This is a genomic window from Streptomyces sp. NBC_01260 (assembly GCF_036226405.1).
GTDB lineage: Bacteria > Actinomycetota > Actinomycetes > Streptomycetales > Streptomycetaceae > Streptomyces > Streptomyces laculatispora.
The window spans coordinates 196,355-216,050 of record NZ_CP108464.1; the positions used below are offsets into that span (position 1 = coordinate 196,355).

Below are 19,696 nucleotides of genomic sequence, written 5' to 3' on the forward strand. Positions count from 1 at the left end.
GGCTCCATAGAGCACCGACGCAGGACATTCCCCATGGACGGGACGGCCGGCGTTTCTGCGGAACGTCTCGCAGGAGCGAGCGCGGGCCGGGACGCGTCGCCGGTCGGCCACGGGTGAGTCGGCGGACCATGATGCCGATCATTGCCCAGCGGATCATGGTCTCTGAGCGGGCCGGGCTGGTCTCGTAGTCACGCGCGAGGCGGCGGTGGGCGGTGAGCCACGAGAAGGTGCGCTCGACCGCCCATCTCTTGGGCTGGACCTGGAATCCGCGCTGGTCCGGGGCCTTGCGCACGATCTCCAGCTCACGGCCGAGGATCGTGCCCGACCACTCAACGAAGCGGCCGGCGAAGCCCTGGTCCGCCCAGATCCTCTGCACGCCCTGGTGGTCCAGGCGGGTCCACAGCAATAAAGGCTTTGCGCCGTCGCGGTCCTGGATGTTCGCCGCGACCACGTGAACCGCCAGCAGCAAGCCCAGGGTGTCCGTGACGACGACCCGCTTGCGGCCCTTCGCCTTCTTGCCCGCGTCGAAGCCCCGGGTGCCTGCGGGGACAGTGTCGGCCGTGCGCACGGACTGCGAGTCGATCAGCCCGGCGCTCGGCTCCGCGTTACGGCCGTCAGCCTCACGGACCCGGCCGCGCGAGGGGTCCTGGAGCTGCTCGACGGTGCCGTCGTCGTGCCACCAGGTGACGTACCAGTACACAGTGGGCCAGGGCGGGAAGTCCTTGGGCAGTTTGAACCGTTCCGGGTTTGATCGAGGCTCGATCTTTTGGAAGGATCGAGTCCGTTATGGCGAAGCAATACCCCAAGGAGCTCAAGGAGCGGGCCGTGCGCCTGGTCCTGGAGACTCGTGATCAGTACAAGACCGAGTCCGCGGCGATCCGGTCGATCGGAGCGAAGCTCGACATCGGGCCGGAGTCCCTGCGCAACTGGGTGCGGCAGGCCGAGGTCGACGCCGGTGCTCGGACCGGGACAACGACCGAGGAATCCGCCCAGCTCAAAGCCCTCAAGAAGGAGGTCGCCGAGCTGAAGCGGGCGAACGAGATCTTGAAGGCGGCGGCGAGTTTCTTCGCGGCCGAGCTCGACCGGCCACACACACGCTCGTAGCGTTCATCGACGAGCACCGGGACCGCTTCGGCGGAGTCGAGCCGATCTGCAGGACGCTCACCGAGCACGATTGCAGCATCCACCCGTCCACCTACTACGCACACAAGAAGCGCCCGCTGTCAGCCCGTGCCATGCGGGACGCGGAACTGGCTCCGTTGATCGTGGAGATATTCCGGGACAACTACAGCGTCTACGGGGCCCGCAAGATCTGGGCCGAGCTGAAGCGGCAAGGTCATCAGGTGGCGCGGTGCACTGTTGAGCGCCTGATGAAAGCCGAGGGCCTCACGGGGGCGGTGCGCGGGAAGAAGATCGTCACCACCAGGGCGGACAAGGAAGCCGACCGGGCGCCGGACCGGCTGGGCCGGCAGTTCGTGGCCAGCGCCCCCAACCGGGTGTGGGTCGCCGACTTCACCTACGTGGCCACCTGGTCCGGCACCGTCTACGTCGCGTTCGTCGTGGACACCTTCTCCCGCCGGATTGTCGGCTGGTCCGCCGCGACGAACAAGCAGACCCCGCTGGTGCTGTCCGCACTCGAGATGGGCCTGTGGCAACGTGACCGCGCGAACACCCCTGTGATGGCACGGGAGTTGATCCATCACTCCGATGCCGGTTCGCAATACACCAGCTTCCGGCTCGCCGCCCACCTGGCGTCCGAACAGATCGCGGCCTCCATCGGCACCGTCGGCGACGCCCTGGACAACGCCCTGATGGAATCGACCATCGGTCTGTACAAAACCGAGCTGATCAAACCGCAGCGTCCCTGGAAGGCCCTGAGCGACGTCGAGTTGGCCACGGCCGAATGGGCCGACTGGTACAACCACCGACGACTCCACGGTGAAATAGGACACGTCCCACCAGTCGAATACGAAGCCACCTACTACCAACAGAACACCCAAGAACCGCAGGTCACAGCCACAATCTAGAGTCTCTACCGAACCCGGAACGGTTCAGTTGGCGCCAGGCGCACCCGGTGCGTACCACGTAGAAGATCGCGTCCACGATCCGCCGACGCGGGTGCTTTTCCCGCCGCCCGCCCTTCGGCCCGACCCTCGCCCCCGGTAGCAACGCCTCGACCAGAAGCCACTGCTCATCCGTCAGATCCGACGGATACCCGCCCCCAGAACCACCCACGCAAGGCTCAACGACCCCGCCCACCCCGGGACGGCAAATCTCAAACGCGGTCTGAACAAGCCGTACCCTCACTTGCAGATGAGGATACTGTCGCAGTATCCAATTCCCCGGACAGCAGGGGGATTCGTGAGGTCTTTCCGGCTGTTCAGAAGGTAATACCCATCCTTCTGACTGCCTCCCGCCCCAATGACGATCAACGTCTGATCTGCCATTTTCTCCCCTGTGGGGGTGACAATATAGTCGTGGAGCGCAGCGAAGAGATTGAAATCCAAGCTATCCGTGTGGACGACGCGGTAGCTCCGCGGGTCAGTCTTGGATGTCTGCCCGTCCCAGCCGTTGACCGTGGTCAACTGGTTGCGCCAGTGATTCAAGTCCTTGGCGACCGTGCCCGCGGTGCTGGCTTTGTCGAGCTGGCCTGTCACCCCCTGGCCGACGACCACAGACATGTGGATGTGCAACTGGTCATGGGAGCGCGACCCGGCCGCGTTGACCCCCAGCCCGAAGGTGCCCCAGGGCGGCTTTGAGAACCAGTCGTAGGCTCTGTCCCAAGCCCACTGCCAATAGTTGTGATCTTTGTCGGAGTAGGCGCCGGACACGAGCTCCGGGCACTCGATCCCTCTGATGCGATCGGTGGGAACCAGGAGGTGCCCCTGTTGCCCTTTGGCCACGAGCCAACGGCTGCCTTTCGGCCTCTCTTGGCACTCCCACGTCATTTTCCAGAGAGTGTCATCGTCCGAGGTCTGTCCGCACAGCAGGGGATCAGGTGGGGAGAAGGTGCTCTCCCCATGGTCGCGGGTCATGGCAGTACCTCCATGGTGATCGGCCGGGGAGCGGCTGCCCGGCCGGTAACGCCCTGACCCCGACCCGACCAAGCGGTCAAAACGTCCGAAACCTACCGGTCGAACGGACATCGCGAGTTACGGTCACTGCCAGCCCACGGCGGCGGCGCTGATGGAGACGGCATCGCACTGCTCTCGGCGGGCGCGTGGCTCAGTGGATGGGGCCCGGCTTCGGGCTGCACAACCACCGTGTCACCAACTATGAGCGGGCGCATCTGCTGGCTGCGTCGACCCTCCGCAGCTGGGAACCCCCACTCCAGCGTCAGCGGCATCGCGGCCCTGCGATCTCTCGGTTTGGTGTCGGTGATGGTGAGAGTCGGTGGTGCTGGTCCTGGGATGTGGGGTTTCGGAGCTGGTCAGGGGGTGTTGAGAGCGGAGTTGGTGCTGTCATGAGGTGAGGGGTTCTGGGTGTGTGTTGCTGTCGTGGGGCTATATCTCATGGCGGGTGATGTTGTCTCAGGTTCAAGAGTTCTTATCCGTTGAGAGGACGGCACGTCGGCGGGTTCGTATGCGACGCCGACATGCCCCCATGGACGACCCCCTCCACCGTGATCAGCCCGAGGATCCTCCCACCCTGTCAGCCAACGTGACAGCGCCCTTGTCACCGCGGCGGGCGGGACCGGCATCGCCGTGTTGCCGACCGACCACTTGGTGCCCGCGCAGGTCCGCGCGCCGGCCGAACGCATCGACGCCGAGCAGGGGCGGCTCGACGTGCTGGTCAACGATGTCTGGGGCGGAGAGCGGCTGTTCGCGTTCGACAAGGCGGTATGGGAACACGGCCTCGACAACGGACTGCGGCTGCTCCGACTTGGCGTGGAGACCCACGCGATCACCAGCCACCTCGTGTTGCCGCTGTTCGTGCGTCGACCGGGCGGGCTCGTGGTCGAGATGACCGACGGAACGTCTGCATACAACGCAACGCACTACCGCAACTCGCACTTCTACGACCTGGTCAAGAACAGCGTGTTGCGCATGGCGTTCGTGCTCGCACACGAGTTGACGTCGCATGGCGGGACGGCGGCGACACTCACCGCGGGCCGGCCGCGTTCGGAGATGATGCTCGACACGTTCGACGTCACCGAGGACAACTGGCGCGACGCGCTGACCACGGTGCCGCATTTCTGCATTTCGGAGAGTCCGTCGTACGTCGGACGCGCGGTCGCGGCGTTGGCCGGCGACGCCGACATTGCGCGCTGGAACGGTCAGTCGCTGTCCAGCGGGCAACTCGCACAGGAATACGGCTCGACAAAGCTGACAAACCGGCGGACGCGACCGGTATCGGTGACGGGCCGGGGTGCTAGTACTCCAGCCGGACCTTCGGTGTATGTGCTGGTCAACGGCTTGGGTGTGGGGATTTTAGCTGGGTGGTGCCGGGTGTGGGGCGGGTTCGCCCGGCTGCCCCGCAAAGGTGTGGCCGCGCCGTGTGTAGTGAGAGCGGCGGGCCCGGGCCTCGTGTCGGCGGCGCCGTCTTGGAGGTGTTGTGCGCGTGAGTGATAGCTCGTAGCGCCGACGGTGAATGAGGCAGATCCTGCTGGGCTTCGTTGATCGTCACGCATCGTTCGCTCGACCGCACGAACTCGACGCACAGGGCGTTGCCGATCCGCGCCTTGTTCCCGAACCGCTCGTCTTCCACGAAGGGAGGGGTGCCCGGAGGCGTACGCACGAGGAGATTCGGTCGGAAGCGTCGCTCATCGACGGGACCATTGGGTACGACTGAGCGCACCCAGTCGAGGGTGGCAGTGGTCAAGATACTCAGCGGGAGCTGGTCGAAGTGAGAGATGGCTTCCTCGCGCGCGCTTGGACGTCGTCGCGGCCGAGGTAGCCACGGAGGTAGGCAGTCGGGTCCGGAACAGCCACGCCTCGCGGGTCCAATAGCTCCGGCTCACCCATGTCGCCAGGGTAGCGAGAACGCAGGTGCAGCAGGCCGGGCATCCTGCGGAAGCGGCGAGTGTTCTTCCCCGAGCCGAACTTGCCCCCGACGTCGCGTACCGCAAAGAGCCGGTCCCCAGAAGGCCCCGCGGGTCAACGTCCACCCGTTGCAGCAGCTCACCGCCGGTCGATTTGATCGGATACCGCCAGATCCGACCAACCATGCCCACCACGTCCGCCTTCTGGAGGATGGCTACAGGAGCCTGGTCGCACCCACTTTCGAAACACGCCCCAGCGACTGTGGGGGAACCTGTCCGGCCGACCGCTGTTGCATCGGTCGAGGAGAATCCGCTGGCGGCGCGGTGGATTCCTGCGGTAGGAGTGGGGACATGGCCAGAAGTGCCCACCACATGCGCCGCAACGCTGTCCGCTCTGGACGGGCAGCTTCGCGTCCCTGGAGTCCGTGGAGGGTCGCCCTGGTGCGCGACCTTCGCTACAGTTCCGAGCGCCTGCGCTCAGCCGCAATGGAAGGGCGGCGCCCGCTGCCACAAGAGGTACGGCGGTCTGTTGCCGTGTACTCCTTCGCCCGCAGTGATACGCGAGGAGGGGCGGTGGCCGCTCTCGCCGACATTGCGGAGCGGCGCGCTCGTCAAATGACCCGCCGCCAGCTGGATCTGTTTCGAACGGGACTGGTGCCGGACATCGAGATCGAGCCTGGGCGCCACCGGCACAGTGCCCGTTGGCTTGCCTAAGGGCGTGCAGAGCATTAACTTGCGTGTTGTAGCCCTTGACACCGCTGCTCAAGCAGGGTGTTCGACAGCAAGTTGTTTACCGGCACGCCCTAAGGGCTTGCAGATCATTAACACGGTGTCTTGATCTTGATGCTGGTGTCGCCGGTCAGTGCGAGGACCCTGGCTTGGAGGACTGTGAGGGACGCGGGTGGGGTCTTCGCGGGCGGGATAGTGATGCCCTGGGCCTCGAGCAGTCTTCTGTTCTTGAGGAGAGTGCGGTGCATGGCCGTGCGGCTGCTGGCGAACAGTACGGCGAGTGGTTCCGCGGCCAGGGCGACCCGCAGGTGGAGCACGGTGGCCAGGACCTGTTCAGGGAAGGTAAGTCGGGGTGGGCGACCTCGCTGAGTATCCCCGTCGGGAGCCAACATTGTCGTGAGGTTGTCCAGTTGCTGGCGGGGCATCCCGGTCAGGGAAGGATCGGTCAGTAGGGCCTGGTCCCACTGTGTGTCAGCGGCCTGCGGGGCTCGTGCCGCCGGGATGGCAGGGCGTGTCTGGGGGTGCAGTGCATAGTTCCAGTCGGCGTGGAAGGCATGCCGGGTCAGCGGCAGGGCAGCCATCTCTGCGTCGCCGATCTTCACCCCGATGGGATAGCTGTTGGTGTCAAGCGCGGCTTTCACGCGCAGTCCGGTGCGGGTGGTGGTCGCTGCGATGCTGTTCACGATGACTTCGTGGCTGGTCAGCGGGCGGCCGCGCCAGTTCATGGTGATGTGCGAGAAGAGCCGGTGCTCGATCTTGTTCCACTTTGACGTGCCCGGCGGTAGGTGGCACACGGTGATGGTCAGTCCCGTTTCGGCGGCGAGCCGTGCGAGTTCGAGTTTCCAGGCCCGGGTGCGGTAACCGTTCGAGCCGCCCGCGTCGGCGGTGACGAGCAGTCGCGTCGCTTGCGGGTAGGCGGCCCGACCCTGGCCGCACCACCAGCGGCGGATCGATTCCACTGCGAATGCGGCGGTGTCGTGATCGGTGCCCACGTTGACCCAGCCGGTGTTCGCCGCGAGGTCGTAGATCCCGTACGGGACGGCCTTGCCCAGCCGGGGGTCGGCGAAGTCATGGACGTTCACCGGCGCCGGATCAGCCGCAGGCCGCCACTGGAGACCGTTGTTCTTGAACTCGCCGACGAGTTCCTTCTTCTTGGTGTCCACGCTGATCACCGGCTGGCCAGCGTCCCGGTGATCACGGGCCTGCTCGTTGAGATAGCGGAACTGGGCATCTCGGTCGGGATGTTGGCTTCCCTCGATGGTCTTGGCGTTGGCCTGCAGACTGAAGCCTTCCTCTCGCAGCAGGTCCGCGACGGTGTCCGCACTGACTTTGTGTCCGGTTCGGGCGAGTTCCCGCGCCAGAGTGCGGGTCGACTTCACCGTCCACCGCAGCGGCGACATCGGATCGCCTCGCTCGTCTGGCTCGACAAGCGTCAGGAGAGCCGGCCGCAGCCCCGGATCGAGATCTGCGACCCTCTTGCGGCCTCCGCCCGGCCGCCGCACTCTCCCCAGAGGCTCCTCGCCGGCCTCCAACTCGGACACGCCCTTGCGGACCGTGGTCTCACTCATCGAGGCCGCCCGCGCGACGGCCCGAACGCCACCGTGTCCCAGAGCACGGGCCTCTGCGGCCATCAGCAGCCGTCGTTGCCGCTCATCCAGATGAGGGAACAACACCTCGAACTTCATGGTGAGTTGGGCACAGGCCTCTTCCAGGATGCGCATACCACATCAACGAGCCAAGGGACGGGAAGCAACACCTTGATGATCTGCAAGCCCTTAGCCTCGATCGTTCATGGGTCCTCGTCGGTTCGCTGATGGGGACTCTGTGCTTGCGAGGTGCGGAATTTCGTGGGCTGGGGCAGGTTGGCGGCCCGGCTGTCGCGTCGAGTGGGCGCCGGGTTCCACTGCTCCGGGATGTTGCTGGTTCGTCGGGACGGTTGAAGTGGTTGGTCAGCCGGGGTTCGGCAGGGCTGCGAGTCGCTGGATCGCGCGGGTGATTACATCCGTCCAGGGCCATCGGGCGGTGAAGCGGAGCCAGCGGCGGCGGCCGGTGGTGACCAGCTGGGCAGCAGCGGAGAACAGCCGAAGGCGGAGCCGCTTGGGTTCCCAGCGGCGGGTTCTGCTGGTCAGGGCGAGCATCGGCATCCAGGCGAGGAGGTCGAGTGCGAGGGAGACGATCTCCAGCCAGATCTGGTTCTGTGCGGTGTCGTGCAGCGGCAGGTTGCGCAGGCCGGTGTCGCGGGCGTTTCGGATCCGGTCCTCGCAGCGGGCCCGCCGTCGATGACGTAGTTCCAGGTCGGCGAGCTGGCCGCCCTTGGTGTTCGTCGCGAAGCAGGTGAGCCGGAGTCCGTCGAGGTCGGTGAAGCGCAACTGGGCTCCGGGGTGCGGGCGTTCTTTGCGGACGATCAGCCGCATCCCTTTCGGCCAGGTGGTCAGGTCGGGCATGTCGGTGATCTCTGCGACCCAGGCGCCGGGCCGCTCGGTGCCGTCGGCGTCGTAGGCCGGTGTCCATGCCTTCTTCGGGATCTTCAGGACGGCCTGGTGGATGGCGTCGGTGATGGTCATTCCGACGGAATACGACAGCCACCGGCCCGGTTTGGAGAGCCAGTCGAGGAAGGCATGGGTCCCGCCGACGGAGTCGGTGCGGATCAGCGTCTGCCGTCCCCGCCGCAGGTACTTGGGAAGTTGAGCCACGGCGAGGCGGGTGGTCTCGATGTGATCGCTCGCGGTGTTGGACCCGGCGTTGCCGGGCCTCAGCAGCGCGGCCACCGGTTCCCCGGACCCGCTCTGGCCGTGGTCGACGAACGCGACGAGCGGATGATGACCGAAGGTCTTCTTCCAGGTCGCGGTGGCGTCCTGCTTCTCGGAGTGCGCAAGGACGAGCACGCCGTCGATGTCCACGATCACCGAGCCGTCGGCGGCGGGACCGTTCGCCCCGGCCAGTTCCCAGACATGCGAGCGTACTTCCGCCCGAGCCGACCGGATCGCGGTGAGCGACTTCGGTCCGGCAGCGGCAAGGGCGTCAATGAGCCGTGAAACCGTCGGGTCGGATGCCACTGGTCCGAACACGTCGGGCTCGGCCCGCAGCATGGCGACATCGGCGAGGCAGTCCCCGCCCAGAGCGACTCCGAGCGCGACATCCAGAAGGATCTTGCCTGGATCATGCACCGTCCGCGGTTCGCGCCACGGCTCCAACGCCGTCGATATCGCGGTGTCCAGACCCAACTTGCGGACCGTCTCGACCAACAGCACCGCGCCAGCCTGCGAGACCGTCCCGCTGCCACCGCCCTCGACACGGACACGCGGGTACAACCCGATACGCTTACTCACCTGGAGAGTGCTTCTTTCCGTGCAGCCAACAGGACCCTAGACAAGTCCCATCGTTGCAGGTCAGAAGCACTCTCCGCTTATTTGATCAAGACCCGGACAGGCTCACTCACGAAAGCCCGAGGTTAGGAGCGTGAGGCGTCTGATGCGGCACTAATCCGGCTCAGGAGCGTCCGGAGGCGCCGACGGCCGTCGGCTTGCGCCGAGTGCGGCGGCCCCTGGCCATGATGCCGTTGATGATCTCGGAGTGGCGGCCTTTGAGCGCGGCGACCGGCACTTCGATGGTCCTGTAGGTCTCGTGGCCGCCCTGTCGTTCCTCCACGCTGTTCTCATCGTGCCAGCGCAGGTCCGTGCCGCCCGCCTCGATGTACGGGATGTCCGGGACCGTCTGGAGAAGTACGCGGCCGCCGCCAGGAACGGGGAGTTCGATCCAGAAGTGCTCGGGGACGCCGAAGGCGCCGTCCATCTTGTACTGGCACATGATCCAGCCCGCCGGTTCCCCGGCGTCGATCCTCAGGCCGTGCGCCTGCACGAACGTCTGGACCGACTGCTGCATGAAAGGGAGGATCTCCGCCTCGTCGTGAATGGCGTCGAGGTCTTCCAGATTGAAGCTCAAGCCCGCGGCCGCGATGTTGTTCCGCAACTGGTCCAGATCGCTTCTGACCGCGGGCTCCAACTGCTCGATCTCCCGCACCTCTTCGTCGTCCACCATGCTGAGGAGGTAATTCCAGAACTCGCCGCGGTCAATGCCGCCGGAGTCCGCAGCGGCCCGCACGGCCCACTCCCAGCAGGCGGCGCCCTCGGGCGTCTTGGGAATCCGTCGTCCCTGGCCGCCGGCGTAGGTGTCCTCCCGTCCCATGGGACTGGCGATCAGGTTGACGGCGTCCTCGGAGATCTCGCCCTCGGTGCTCTCCTCACGGCCGCGTTTCACGCGTTGAACGGCGGATGCACCGGCGCCGCCCTGCGGGCCGTGTCCGTAGGCGGAGTGCCCGGCGTGGGCCGTCTCTGCGCCGGCGGGACCACTCAGCGCCCGCCTGGCGTTGGCCTCTGCCTCGCGCTCGAAGCGGTCGCCGGGGTCGGAGACCGACAGCCCTTCGCCGTTGTCGGTGCCCGCGACCGGGCCCCTGCGCTGCTGAATGACGTGCGTGAGCTCGTGGGCCAGCGTGTGCCGGTCGCCGCCTCCGTTGCCGATGACCACGTGCTTGCCGGAAGTGTAGGCGCGGGCACCGATCTGGGCAGCGGAGCGACTGGCCTCGGCGCCGGTGTACAGGCGCACGTCGGAGAAGTCGGCGCCGAGCCGGCGTTCCATGTCCGTGCGAGTCGTTTCGTCCAGCGGCCGGCCGCTGCCGCGCAGCACATCGTGGACAGCCGAACGCTGCACCGTTGGCGCGGCTTCGGCCTGGCCCGGCTCACCGGCGTGTCCGCAGCCGGTGCCGTGACGGTGGCGGCCCTGCGCCCCCGCGTGCCCGGCCCGGCGCAGCATCCGCACCACGGCATCGTTGCCGACAGCCCGCTGCAGGCCGAGCAGACCGGCTCTTCCCACATCGGCCGCGGGCTGCCGCGAGACGGCCTTCGGCGCGATGGCGGGCTCCCGCTCGGTGTCCCGGCTGCCATGTGACCGCACGCTGGTTCCTCTCCCCTCGGGGTACAAACTCCCTGTCTAACAGGACATGGAGCCGGATACGAGTGGCACACGGGCACTCTCCCTGCCCGTAGGGGCGGGGCGTGTCTGCCCCTACGGGCGTGGGGCCCATCCACGATCGGCGAGGTCGAAGCCTGCCATCTGCTGCCCGTAGAGCCGGTCCCCACCCGTCAGAGCGGTCTCCAGCGGCCCGCGAACCTTCCGCCGGCCTCCCGGGTGCGTCGCGATGTCCTCGCGGTCCACCAGAGAGGCGTGCGCGTGGCGAGCGCGCTAGTGTGATGCGCCAGAAATCCTGATGGTTAGTTCTGCCCTGTCTGCTGGCTATCGGTTCCGACCTTGGCGAGGTAATCGGCGAGGGAGTTGAGGATCTCGTCGGCGGTCTTGGTCCAGGTGAAGGGCCTTGGGTTCTCGTTCCAGGTGTCGATCCATGCGGTGATGTCGTCCTCCAGGGCCTTCACGGACCTGTGGACGCCGCGGCGAATGAGCTTGTCGGTCAACAGGCCGAACCACCGCTCGACCTGGTTCATCCAGGAGGAGCCGGTCGGAGTGAAGTGGATGTGGAAGCGGGGGTGTTTGCCCAGCCAGGTTTTGATCTCGGCGGTGTTGTGGGTGGCGTAGTTGTCACAGACGAGATGGACGTCGAGCCCGACGGGCACCGCTTTGTCGATCCGGATCAGGAACTTCTTGAACTCAATCGCGCGGTGGCGGCGGTGAAGCTGAGATATGACGGTGCCGTCAGTGATGTTGAAGGCGGCGAACAGGCTGGTGATGCCATGCCGGTAATAGTCGTGGGTCCGGCGTTCGGGCATGCCCGGCATCATCGGCAGGACCGGCTGTGAGCGGTCCAGGGCCTGGATCTGGGATTTCTCGTCCACGCAGAGCACGACCGCCTTCTCGGGCGGGTGATGGTACAAACCGACGACATCGACGACCTTGGCGACGAACTGCGGGTCGGTGGACAGTTTGAAGGAGTCCTGCAGGTGCGGCTTGAGGTCGAACTTCTTCCAGATCCGGCCGATGGTCGACTTCGACAGGCCGGTGCGCTGAGCCATCGAGGCCCGTGACCAGTGGGTGTCTCTGCCCGCGGTCGACTCCAGGGTGGCCACGACGACCTCCTCGACCTGGTCGAGAAGGATCGAGGGTGGCCGACCCGAGCGGGGCTCGTCGTGCAGACCGTCGAGGCGTTGGGCGATGAACCGGGCCCGCCAGCGGTCCACGGTCGATCTGTCGACGCCGAGGTCGGCCGCGGCCTGCTGGTTCGTCCCGCCCTCCGCGCAGCGCAGCACGATCTTGGCTCGCAACGCGAGGAACTGGGCGGTCTTCGCCCGCCGCGCCCACTGCGTCAGCTGCGTCCGCTCAGCCTCGTTCAGGACCAGGTCGGCCTTGGGTCGGCCGATCCAGCCGGCGTCCTCAAGCCCGGCCATCCGCTCTGCGGCGAAAGCCCGACGCCACTTGCCAACCGTCTTGGCCTGGACACCGACGACGCGTGCGACACCCGCGTTCGACATGCCCTCAGCGCACGCCAGGAGGATCCGAGCCTTCTCGGCCGAGCGCCGGTCTGGCCATTCCGTCCGGCGCACCAACTCGGCACGCTCTTCCCCTGACAACGTGATCTTCACAGCAGAAGGGCCGGGATGTGACATGACAACAGGGTACTGACTAACCATCAGGATTTCTGGCGCATCACACTAGGGTGCTTGCCGAACGGGCGGATCCTCGTCACCGTCCCGGCCCTGGACCTGCTCGCCCAGGCCGCCCAGGCGTGGCGAAAGCCTACGCCGCGCGCTTCGATGACCTGCTCTCGACGTTGGCACGGCGCCGCAGGTTCCGCGAGTACCTCGCGGGACTGCTGCTGCCGCGGGACCGGAACAAGACCCTGACCTGCCTGGCCGGCGCCGAACCCGTCGTCGGGGCCCAGCGCGGTAGAGGCTCATGCCACGGATGGACAGTCGCGCCGAGGTGGTGGGTTCCGGCCGGCTGAGGGATACGTGACGGCACACCTGTCCCGTACAACCCTGGGGGCCCTCCAGTAGTCCACATCTGCACCGAACGACGTGGGTGCACGCGCACGCGCCTGAACGCCTGCCCACCCGCGCACCCGCGCCGACCGATCAACCGAATTCCGGATGCCATACCACCGGCATCCAACCTGCCGCAGGAGAACAAGACCCACATGCACCAGAGCCTCCGTATCGCCACCGCTACCGCCGCCGCGGCCGCGCTCACCGGCGCGCTGCTCGTCGCCGGCGCGGGCAGCGCCTCCGCCGCGCCTTCCAGGCTGCAGGGCGACTTCAACGGCGACGGTTACCGCGACCTCGTCATAGCCGCGCCCATCGGCAAGATCTCGGGCAGGGAAGGGGCCGGTTACGTCACGGTCGTCTACGGCACCAAGAGCGGCCTCGACAAGTCCAAGCACACGGTCATCAGCCAGGCCACCACGGGCATCCCCGGCACTCCGGAGGCCGGTGACTACTTCGGTGACCGGCTCACCACGGGCGACCTCGACGGCGACGGGTACACCGACCTCGTGGTCGGCGTGCACTCCGAGCGGATCGGCTCCACCGACTCGTTCGGTGTCCTCACCGTCATCTGGGGCGGTGCGACCGGCCTCACGACCGGCACCGACATCGCGTCCCCCCTGCCCAAGTACCGGAACGAACTCGGCTGGGCCCTGGCGGCCGGCGACTTCGACGGCGACGGACACACCGACCTCGCCGCCGGCAACAACTCCACCCCGAGCCTGAACATCTTCAAGGGCCCCATCTCCCGTACCGGCAAGGCCGCTGCCCTCGTCGGCATCGACACCACCGCCGCCACCGGCATCTACCCGGACAAGCTCGTCGCCGGCAACGTCAACGGGGACGGTGCGGCCGACCTCCTCGTCATGGGCCAGCAGGAGAGCGGCAACGTGTACGCCACCCGCAGCATCCTCTACAAGGGCGGCTCCACCGGCCTCAAGGCGTCGAGCAAACTCGCGGGCGGCTACGCGGCGGCCATCGCCGACGTCGACAAGGACGGTTACGGGGACATCATCACCGGCAACTTCATGGAGAAGTCCGCCGAGGAACCGAACGGCGGTCCGGGCGGTGCGGTCACCGTGACGTACGGAAGCGCCTCCGGACTGTCCACCCGGACCCCTGTCCGGATCACCCAGGACACTGCCTCGGTCCCGGGCACCGCCGAGAAGAACGACCGCTTCGGGTGGAGCGTGTCCGCGGGTGACACCAACGGCGACGGGTACGCCGATGTCGCCGTCGGCGCCTCGGGCGAGGCCCTCGGATCCAAGCAGTCGGCCGGCACGGTCACCGTGCTGCGTGGCTCGGCCAAGGGACTGACCGGCACCGGCTCGAAGAGCTTCTCCCAGGATACGGCGGGGGTCCCCGGCGCCGCCGAGAGCCGTGACGAGTTCGGCGGCTCCGTATGGGTCACGGACAGCAACAACGACGGCCGTGCGGAACTGGTGGCCGGTGCCGCCGCGGAGAACAGCGGCGTTGGTTCGGTCTGGCTGTTCAAGACGGGGTCCGGCGGCATCACGGCGACCGGATCGACGGCCTTCGGTCCGGGATCGGTCGGCGGGCCTGCCGGGATCTCCTACTTCGGCGACGATTTCGCCAACTGATCGCCCGGGCTCAGCCGGAGCCCGGGCCCGGGTCGTGCCCACGTACGCTCAGGTTCTGCACCTGTGCGTACGTCGGTACGTCCCCGCCCACCGGCCGGCCCGCCCGGATGTTCGCCGCCACGGCCATCGCCTCCCCGAGCGCCGCCCGGTACAGCAGCGAGCCGAGACTCACCCTGTGCGCCCCCATTTCGCCGAACTGGGCGGCCGAGGGCCAGGACGTGGTCGACCATGTCCGCGACGATCCCGGCGGGGTCGCGGCCGTCGGTCGCCGGTGTGGAGCCGTTGCCAGGTGCCCAGGCGTAGGGGCTCAGGCCCTGGAAGTCGGGATGCGGTCGTCGTGACGGCCATCGATATGTGTCGTCAAGTGAGAGTGGCGGCAGACCCAGCAGAAGGTTCCGCTTGGCCTGCCGCCCTGCTTGATCTCCGGTTCGCCTTCCGGGCGTGCTTTCGGACAGTGACAGTGCGTGAGTTGGACTCCTGGCTTCGGCATGGAGGGGGCAGAAGGTTCCTCAGCTACGGGTGCGCAGGAGCCGTACGACCAGGAAGGCACCGGCCGCACCATGCGTCACCGGGAGTGGCTCAGCAGCGGCTGACGTCGATGCGGATCAGGTTGCGATTGCGGATGGCGTAGAACCTGCCGCGCTCGTCCACGGCGGCTCGCGGGATGCCGTACCAGTCGGCGTCGAGCGCGACCAGGTCGGTACGCGCGAATGTCTTCCGGTCGTAGCGGACGAAGTCTGAGCTGGACGCCCCGTATACATACCCCCGGTCGGCGAGCAGCGTCCCGTAGTTCGGCACCACCGGGCCGTGGTTGGCGGAGTGGATCACCTTTCGGGTGTGCAGGTCGATCACGAAGAAGTCACCCCTGAAGCACATGACGTACAGGTTCTGGCCGAGCACGGTGAGGCCAGTGATCCCGGTGGGCTTGGACTGCGGCGTCATCCGCCACAGCTCTCGCTTCCGGATCGGGTCCCACGCGACCAGGGTGCCGGCGGTGGCGGCGACGTTCTGGCCGCCGAGATAGGCCACGCCGTCGTGCGCCACGACGGCACGGATCATCTGGTCGTCATCGATCGGGTTGACGGCGACCGTGGTGGCGCCGTTTTTCGGGTCGAACGTCATCAGCGATCCGCCCAACTCGTAGTCGGACTGCAGCCCGATCATCATCAGTCGGTGACGATCGTCCCAGACGATCTGGTGCGGGCGGTTCTGCTCCGCCGGCAGATCGGCCAACTTGCGGGCCCATTCGTCGTCGATGTGCGGGTTGTACGCCAGGAGGCCGACCGCGTTGTACTGGGCGAGGTGGGCAGTGCCCCGGTGCAGCAGGATGTCCTTGGCTTCGCTCGTCGCCAGCACCCTGCTCTGTTTCCCGGTGCGCAGATCATGCCGTGCGACCGAGTTCGTCCCGCCGACGTACACGTTGTGCGTGTCGGCGGCTATCGACATCGCCAACTGGGGCCCGATCGGGGCGCCTGCCGCGATCAGGTCCCATGAGGTGTCCGAACCCGTGCTCGGATCGACCTCGAAGATCAGGCCGAAGGCCGAGACGACGATTACCTTGTCGTCGCGGATCCACAGGCCCCAGATCTCGCCGAATTCCCCGTCCTTGGGCTTGATCTCGCGGAACGTACCGGTGCTCAACGTCAACTCGATCAGCGCGGCACCATTGAAGTACATCGTGTCGCCGAGCTTGCGCGGCAACCGAAGGAAGTGCTGCTCACTCTGCACGAGTGTGTACTGGGTTGGGTCGTCGGCGTCCATGATCGCGACCGCTGCGCCGTCGTCGGTGGTCGAGCACACGTACAGCGTGCCGTCGTAGAGACCGACGTCACGAACCTCTACTTGCCCCGTGAACTCCTTCGGCAGGATCGATGTGATCTTCTTCGTGGCGCGGTCCATGACAAAGAGTCCGGCCTTGGTGCTGGTCGGAGTGGCGCCGAGCGACGCGCCGGTGCCGATGTAGATCTTGTCCTGCGTGGCCAGCAGGCAGCGGATCATCGGTACGTTCGGATCGGGGATCGCGATCTCGGTGAGCTCACCGGTGGCCGGGTCGTACTGGCGCAGCTTGGGCTGGGGCTCTCGGCCGCCGAAGAAGATCTTGTTGTCCGGCGACGCACTGATCGCGTACGGATCGAGGCCGGGGATCGAGTGGAGATCCTCCTTGGGTGCGCCGGCCGCGGAGAGATCGAGCCGGATGAAGCCCGGGCCCGGGGCGGAGTCGTACTCCCGGATCGCTGAGTACAGATACCGCCCGTCCGGGTCGACGGCGAGCAACTGCGTGCTGATCCCGGGCCCCTCGGTGACACTGGTGACCTTCTCGGTGTCGAAGTCGAAGCCGATGATCCGCATCGGATCGATGTTGCGCGAGGCGATGTACGCCTTGTTTCCCACCGGAATGGCAGCCGCGAGAGAGAAGTTGTTCACCCCCGGACCGAGGTCCGTGACCCGCACCCCTGACCTCGGCGTCGCCCTGGCGTCGGTCGCGGGGAGGCCGGCGACGGCCAGTGCACCCGCACCGACGGCCCCCCACTGCATCATCTGACGTCGTGTGATCGGTACGTCCTGCATGGTTGTGTGCTCCTTCGTCGGGTTCTGAGGATGCGCACGGGGAATTCATGGCCTTCCCCGTGGCCGGAGGGATCAGCCCGCAGTCCAGCGCAGGCCGCCCAGAAGGTGGCCGCGGAAGGCCGGGTCGGTGTAGGCGTCAACCGCGTGGCCCAGCGATGTGTAGAACGAGCGGCCGGCGCCTGACTCCTTGCACCACACCAGGGGGTGATCGGCGCCCATGCCGCCTCCCTCGTAGCCGGCTTCGTCGATGGTGGCGAGGACCTGCACGCCGGGGCGCCGCGGATTGCTCCGGAAGTCGTACCACTCGTCGTTCCAGTCCCACCGCGGCGGAAGATGGCGCATCGATGGATGGCTCCGGTCCTCGACCAGCACGGTGCCGGACTGGAAGTCCGGGTGGCCGGCGAAACGCGCGCCGAGCAACTCCCCGTAGTACGGCCAGTCGTACTCGGTGCACGCAGCGGAATGGATGCCCATGAAACCGCCACCGTCCGCGGTCCAGCGCCGCAGCGCCAGCTGCCCGTCCGGGGTGAGCACCTCGCCGCTGGTGGACAGGAATACCACCGCACTGCGCCCCGCCAGGGAAGCGTCGGTGAAGACCGAGGGGTCCTCGGAGGTCTCCACGGTGAAGCCGTGCTCCTCGCCCAGCTCACGCAGAGCCGCCTGCCCGGCGGGGATCGAGTCGTGCCGGTAGGCCGTGGTGCGGGTGAAGACGAGAACGTCCGACAGGCGGTCGGTCTGGGACATGCTGGCACTCCGGGTTCTGACGCGCAGGGTGGTCGCGGTGATTGGCACGCTCATGGGGCGGGGCGGTGCGGCGGTCGCCCGGTACTCAGGCCGAGGCGGTCAGGCCGAGGTGGAAAGGGCCGCTCGGGTCACGGGATACGCGAACTCTCGCCCGGCGCAGTAGCGTTCGACCTCATCCAGCGCACTGCGGGTGATGCGCAGGAGCTCACCGCCGAGTGAGCCGGCGATGTGCGGGGTCAGCAGCACATTCGGCAGTGAGTACAGCGGTGAGGACACCGGCAGCACCTCGGGCTCGGTGACGTCGAGGACGGCGTGGATGCGTCCCGACAACGCCTCGGCGGTGAGGGCCTCGGTGTCGATGAGGGAGCCGCGCCCCGTGTTGACGAGGGTGGCGCCGTCCCGCAGGAGCGACAGTCTGCGGGCATCCAGCAGGTGGTACGTCTCGGGCAGCGCGGGGGCGTGCAGCGAGACGATGTCGGAGACGGCCAGCAGCTCGTCGAGCTCGACGAGCCGGGCGCCCGTCGACCGGGCCGCCTCGGGATCGAGGTGCGGATCGGCCAGCAGGATGTCGAAGTCGTGGGGCCGGAGCAGCTCCAGCACCCTGCGTCCCACGAGGGACGCGCCCACCAGGCCGATCGTCCTGCGGTAGTTGCCGAAGCCGGGGAAGTGAGCCGCCCAGTCCAGGGTGTTTCGGTGCTCGCGGTAGAGCCCGCCGATCTCCAGGACGCGCTTGTTGGCGAAGAGGATGGCGGCGAGCGTGTATTCGGCGACGGGTACGGCGTTGGCGGCGGCCGCAGTGGAGACGAGGAGCCCGCGGTCCCAGCAGGCTTCCGTCACATGGTGTTTGACGCTTCCCGCTGCGTGCACGACTGCCTTCAGCGCAGGCATGCGGGCCAGCACGGCGTCGTCGAGCGGGTGGCATCCCCAGGATGTGATCAGGATTTCGACAGCTGCCAGGCGGGGCACGCGGTCGAAGTCCTCGGCGACGAAATGCGGTTCGATATCGACGAGACGGGTCAGGCGGTCGATCGCGGCACGAGGGAAGAGGGCATCTCGGTGCGGGCGGCCCATCGCGAAAAGCGCACGAGGGCGGGGCGGAGTGGATGACATGGGGATCCTCAGGACGATGGCCTACTTGACGGCGCCGGCTGTCATGCCGGACTTCCAGAACCGCTGGAGCATCAGGAAGAGGACGACCAGCGGGACCACGGACACCAGCGATCCGACGATGGCCAGGAGGTAGTCCTGCGGGTGCCCCTGGGAGAGTGCGGAGGAGTACCAGACGTACAACCCGAGGTTGACCGGGAAGAGGTCCTTGTCGGACAGCATCACCAAAGGAAGGAAGAAGCTGTTCCAGATCTGGGTGAACTGGAAGAGGAAGATGGTCACGAAGCCCGGCGCGATCATGGGCAGGGCGATCCTGCAGAAGGTCCTGAGCTCGCCTGCCCCGTCCACACGGGCGGCTTCGAGGACCTCGTCGGGGATGTACGAGGCGCTGAAGACGCGGGCCAGGTAGACCCCGAACGGGAACACGAGGCCGGGGATGAACACGCCCCAGAAGGTGTTCACCAGACCGGCTTTGGCAGCGATCAGGTACAGCGGGATCGCCATCGCCGTTCCGGGCACCATCACGCCCAGCAGGACGAAGGAGAAGAGCTTCTCCTTGCCGGGGAAGTTCAGCTTGTCGAACGTGTACCCGGCGGCCACGCTGAACACGGTCGCCAGCAGCGAGCCGACACCGGCGTACAGGACCGTGTTGAGCAGCCAACGCAGGAAGATCCCGTTGTCGACCTCGAACAGGTACGTGAGGTTGTCGACGAGCGCAAAGTCCTTGCCCGGGGCGAAGCCGTTGGTGGCGAACAGGTCCTGGCGGCTCTTGGTGGACGAGAGGACCAGCCACAGCATCGGAAGAAGTGTGTAGAGGGCGGCGAGGCCCAGCATCGCGGTCACACCGGCTTTGGACAGCAGGACCGATGGACGGTTCCCGGGGCCGCGCCGGCCCGGCCGGGGCTTGTCCGTTCGGCTTCTGTCCGTCCGCTCCGGTGCCGGACGGGAGCCGGCGGGGGCAACGCGCGTCATGGTCTTGG

The 19,696-nt window shown here is 67.0% G+C and carries 14 protein-coding genes and 3 pseudogenes; 4 read left to right on the forward strand and 13 right to left on the reverse strand.

Annotated features, from left to right (window positions below):
- Positions 1 to 139 precede the first annotated feature (139 nt).
- Positions 140 to 763, reverse strand: a pseudogene (locus OG322_RS41450) (IS5 family transposase); the annotation flags it as partial.
- 23 nt (positions 764 to 786) lie between these two features.
- Between OG322_RS41450 and OG322_RS01065 the strand changes: the two are divergent.
- Positions 787 to 2,027, forward strand: a protein-coding gene (locus OG322_RS01065) for an IS3 family transposase (RefSeq protein ID WP_260146865.1) whose coding sequence is annotated in 2 segments (ribosomal slippage) — positions 787 to 1,060 and positions 1,060 to 2,027 — 1,242 coding nt in all. Because the reading frame shifts where the segments join, the coding sequence is not laid out codon by codon here.
- Here the strand turns inward: OG322_RS01065 and OG322_RS01070 are convergent.
- Together OG322_RS01070 and OG322_RS01075 are read right to left on the reverse strand one after the other, a co-directional pair.
- Positions 2,011 to 2,307, reverse strand: coding sequence for a transposase (locus OG322_RS01070; protein WP_443066515.1), 297 nt, complete (start codon positions 2,305 to 2,307; stop codon positions 2,011 to 2,013). The genes OG322_RS01065 and OG322_RS01070 overlap by 17 nt on opposite strands.
- The gene (locus tag OG322_RS01075; protein ID WP_164494577.1) at positions 2,304 to 3,035 is read right to left on the reverse strand and encodes a CDP-diacylglycerol diphosphatase; all 732 of its coding nucleotides are present in this window, start codon (positions 3,033 to 3,035) and stop codon (positions 2,304 to 2,306) included. Before OG322_RS01075 ends, OG322_RS01070 begins: the two co-directional genes overlap by 4 nt.
- Positions 3,036 to 3,662: 627 nt before the next feature.
- Here OG322_RS01075 and OG322_RS01080 point away from each other — a divergent pair.
- Positions 3,663 to 4,340 (forward strand): annotated as a pseudogene (locus OG322_RS01080) (SDR family oxidoreductase); the annotation flags it as partial.
- 67 nt (positions 4,341 to 4,407) lie between these two features.
- On the opposite strand, the gene OG322_RS01085 reads toward OG322_RS01080, so the two are convergent.
- The 5 genes from OG322_RS01085 to OG322_RS01105 form a co-directional block, all read right to left on the reverse strand.
- The gene (locus tag OG322_RS01085) at positions 4,408 to 4,797 is read right to left on the reverse strand and encodes an MOSC domain-containing protein (RefSeq protein ID WP_329307691.1); all 390 of its coding nucleotides are present in this window, start codon (positions 4,795 to 4,797) and stop codon (positions 4,408 to 4,410) included.
- A 1,005-nt stretch (positions 4,798 to 5,802) separates the two neighbouring features.
- Positions 5,803 to 7,431 (reverse strand): ISAzo13 family transposase, encoded by a 1,629-nt coding sequence (locus OG322_RS01090; protein WP_329305897.1) that lies wholly within the window; start codon positions 7,429 to 7,431, stop codon positions 5,803 to 5,805.
- A gap of 228 nt (positions 7,432 to 7,659) precedes the next feature.
- Positions 7,660 to 9,039: an IS1380 family transposase gene (locus OG322_RS01095; protein ID WP_329305898.1), complete on the reverse strand. Its 1,380-nt coding sequence runs from the start codon at positions 9,037 to 9,039 to the stop codon at positions 7,660 to 7,662.
- A 160-nt stretch (positions 9,040 to 9,199) separates the two neighbouring features.
- Positions 9,200 to 10,660 (reverse strand): eCIS core domain-containing protein, encoded by a 1,461-nt coding sequence (locus OG322_RS01100; RefSeq protein ID WP_398912243.1) that lies wholly within the window; start codon positions 10,658 to 10,660, stop codon positions 9,200 to 9,202.
- A gap of 317 nt (positions 10,661 to 10,977) precedes the next feature.
- On the reverse strand, positions 10,978 to 12,297 hold the full coding sequence (locus tag OG322_RS01105) for an IS630 family transposase (RefSeq protein ID WP_329307692.1): 1,320 nt from the start codon (positions 12,295 to 12,297) through the stop codon (positions 10,978 to 10,980).
- A 143-nt stretch (positions 12,298 to 12,440) separates the two neighbouring features.
- Here OG322_RS01105 and OG322_RS41455 point away from each other — a divergent pair.
- Together OG322_RS41455 and OG322_RS01110 are read left to right on the forward strand one after the other, a co-directional pair.
- Positions 12,441 to 12,596, forward strand: a pseudogene (locus tag OG322_RS41455) (IS701 family transposase); the annotation flags it as partial.
- Positions 12,597 to 12,851: 255 nt separating this feature from the next.
- Positions 12,852 to 14,297 carry an FG-GAP and VCBS repeat-containing protein gene (locus OG322_RS01110; protein ID WP_123465094.1) on the forward strand — a complete coding sequence of 482 codons (1,446 nt, stop codon included), beginning with the start codon at positions 12,852 to 12,854 and terminating at the stop codon, positions 14,295 to 14,297.
- A gap of 10 nt (positions 14,298 to 14,307) precedes the next feature.
- On the opposite strand, the gene OG322_RS01115 is transcribed toward OG322_RS01110, so the two are convergent.
- From OG322_RS01115 to OG322_RS01135, 5 genes are all read right to left on the reverse strand, one after another.
- Positions 14,308 to 14,484 carry a hypothetical protein gene (locus OG322_RS01115; protein WP_164494494.1) on the reverse strand — a complete coding sequence of 59 codons (177 nt, stop codon included), beginning with the start codon at positions 14,482 to 14,484 and terminating at the stop codon, positions 14,308 to 14,310.
- 392 nt (positions 14,485 to 14,876) lie between these two features.
- Positions 14,877 to 16,865 carry a hypothetical protein gene (locus OG322_RS01120; protein WP_329305899.1) on the reverse strand — a complete coding sequence of 663 codons (1,989 nt, stop codon included), beginning with the start codon at positions 16,863 to 16,865 and terminating at the stop codon, positions 14,877 to 14,879.
- Positions 16,866 to 16,937: 72 nt separating this feature from the next.
- Entirely contained in the window at positions 16,938 to 17,609 is a 672-nt protein-coding gene (locus OG322_RS01125) for a ThuA domain-containing protein (protein WP_123465089.1), read from the reverse strand.
- 99 nt (positions 17,610 to 17,708) lie between these two features.
- Positions 17,709 to 18,680 carry a hydroxyacid dehydrogenase gene (locus OG322_RS01130; RefSeq protein ID WP_329305900.1) on the reverse strand — a complete coding sequence of 324 codons (972 nt, stop codon included), beginning with the start codon at positions 18,678 to 18,680 and terminating at the stop codon, positions 17,709 to 17,711.
- Positions 18,681 to 18,740: 60 nt separating this feature from the next.
- Entirely contained in the window at positions 18,741 to 19,688 is a 948-nt protein-coding gene (locus tag OG322_RS01135) for a carbohydrate ABC transporter permease (RefSeq protein WP_123466407.1), read from the reverse strand.
- Between the last annotated feature and the right edge of the window lie 8 nt (positions 19,689 to 19,696).

Coding starts and splice junctions, on each gene's coding strand:
- OG322_RS01075 (WP_164494577.1), bottom strand. CDS start 3,035: ATGACCCGCGACCATGGGGAGAGCACCTTCTCCCCACCTGATCCCCTG.
- OG322_RS01090 (WP_329305897.1), bottom strand. CDS start 7,431: ATGCGCATCCTGGAAGAGGCCTGTGCCCAACTCACCATGAAGTTCGAG.
- OG322_RS01110 (WP_123465094.1), top strand. CDS start 12,852: ATGCACCAGAGCCTCCGTATCGCCACCGCTACCGCCGCCGCGGCCGCG.
- OG322_RS01115 (WP_164494494.1), bottom strand. CDS start 14,484: ATGGGGGCGCACAGGGTGAGTCTCGGCTCGCTGCTGTACCGGGCGGCG.
- OG322_RS01120 (WP_329305899.1), bottom strand. CDS start 16,865: ATGCAGGACGTACCGATCACACGACGTCAGATGATGCAGTGGGGGGCC.
- OG322_RS01125 (WP_123465089.1), bottom strand. CDS start 17,609: ATGTCCCAGACCGACCGCCTGTCGGACGTTCTCGTCTTCACCCGCACC.
- OG322_RS01130 (WP_329305900.1), bottom strand. CDS start 18,680: ATGGGCCGCCCGCACCGAGATGCCCTCTTCCCTCGTGCCGCGATCGAC.
- OG322_RS01135 (WP_123466407.1), bottom strand. CDS start 19,688: ATGACGCGCGTTGCCCCCGCCGGCTCCCGTCCGGCACCGGAGCGGACG.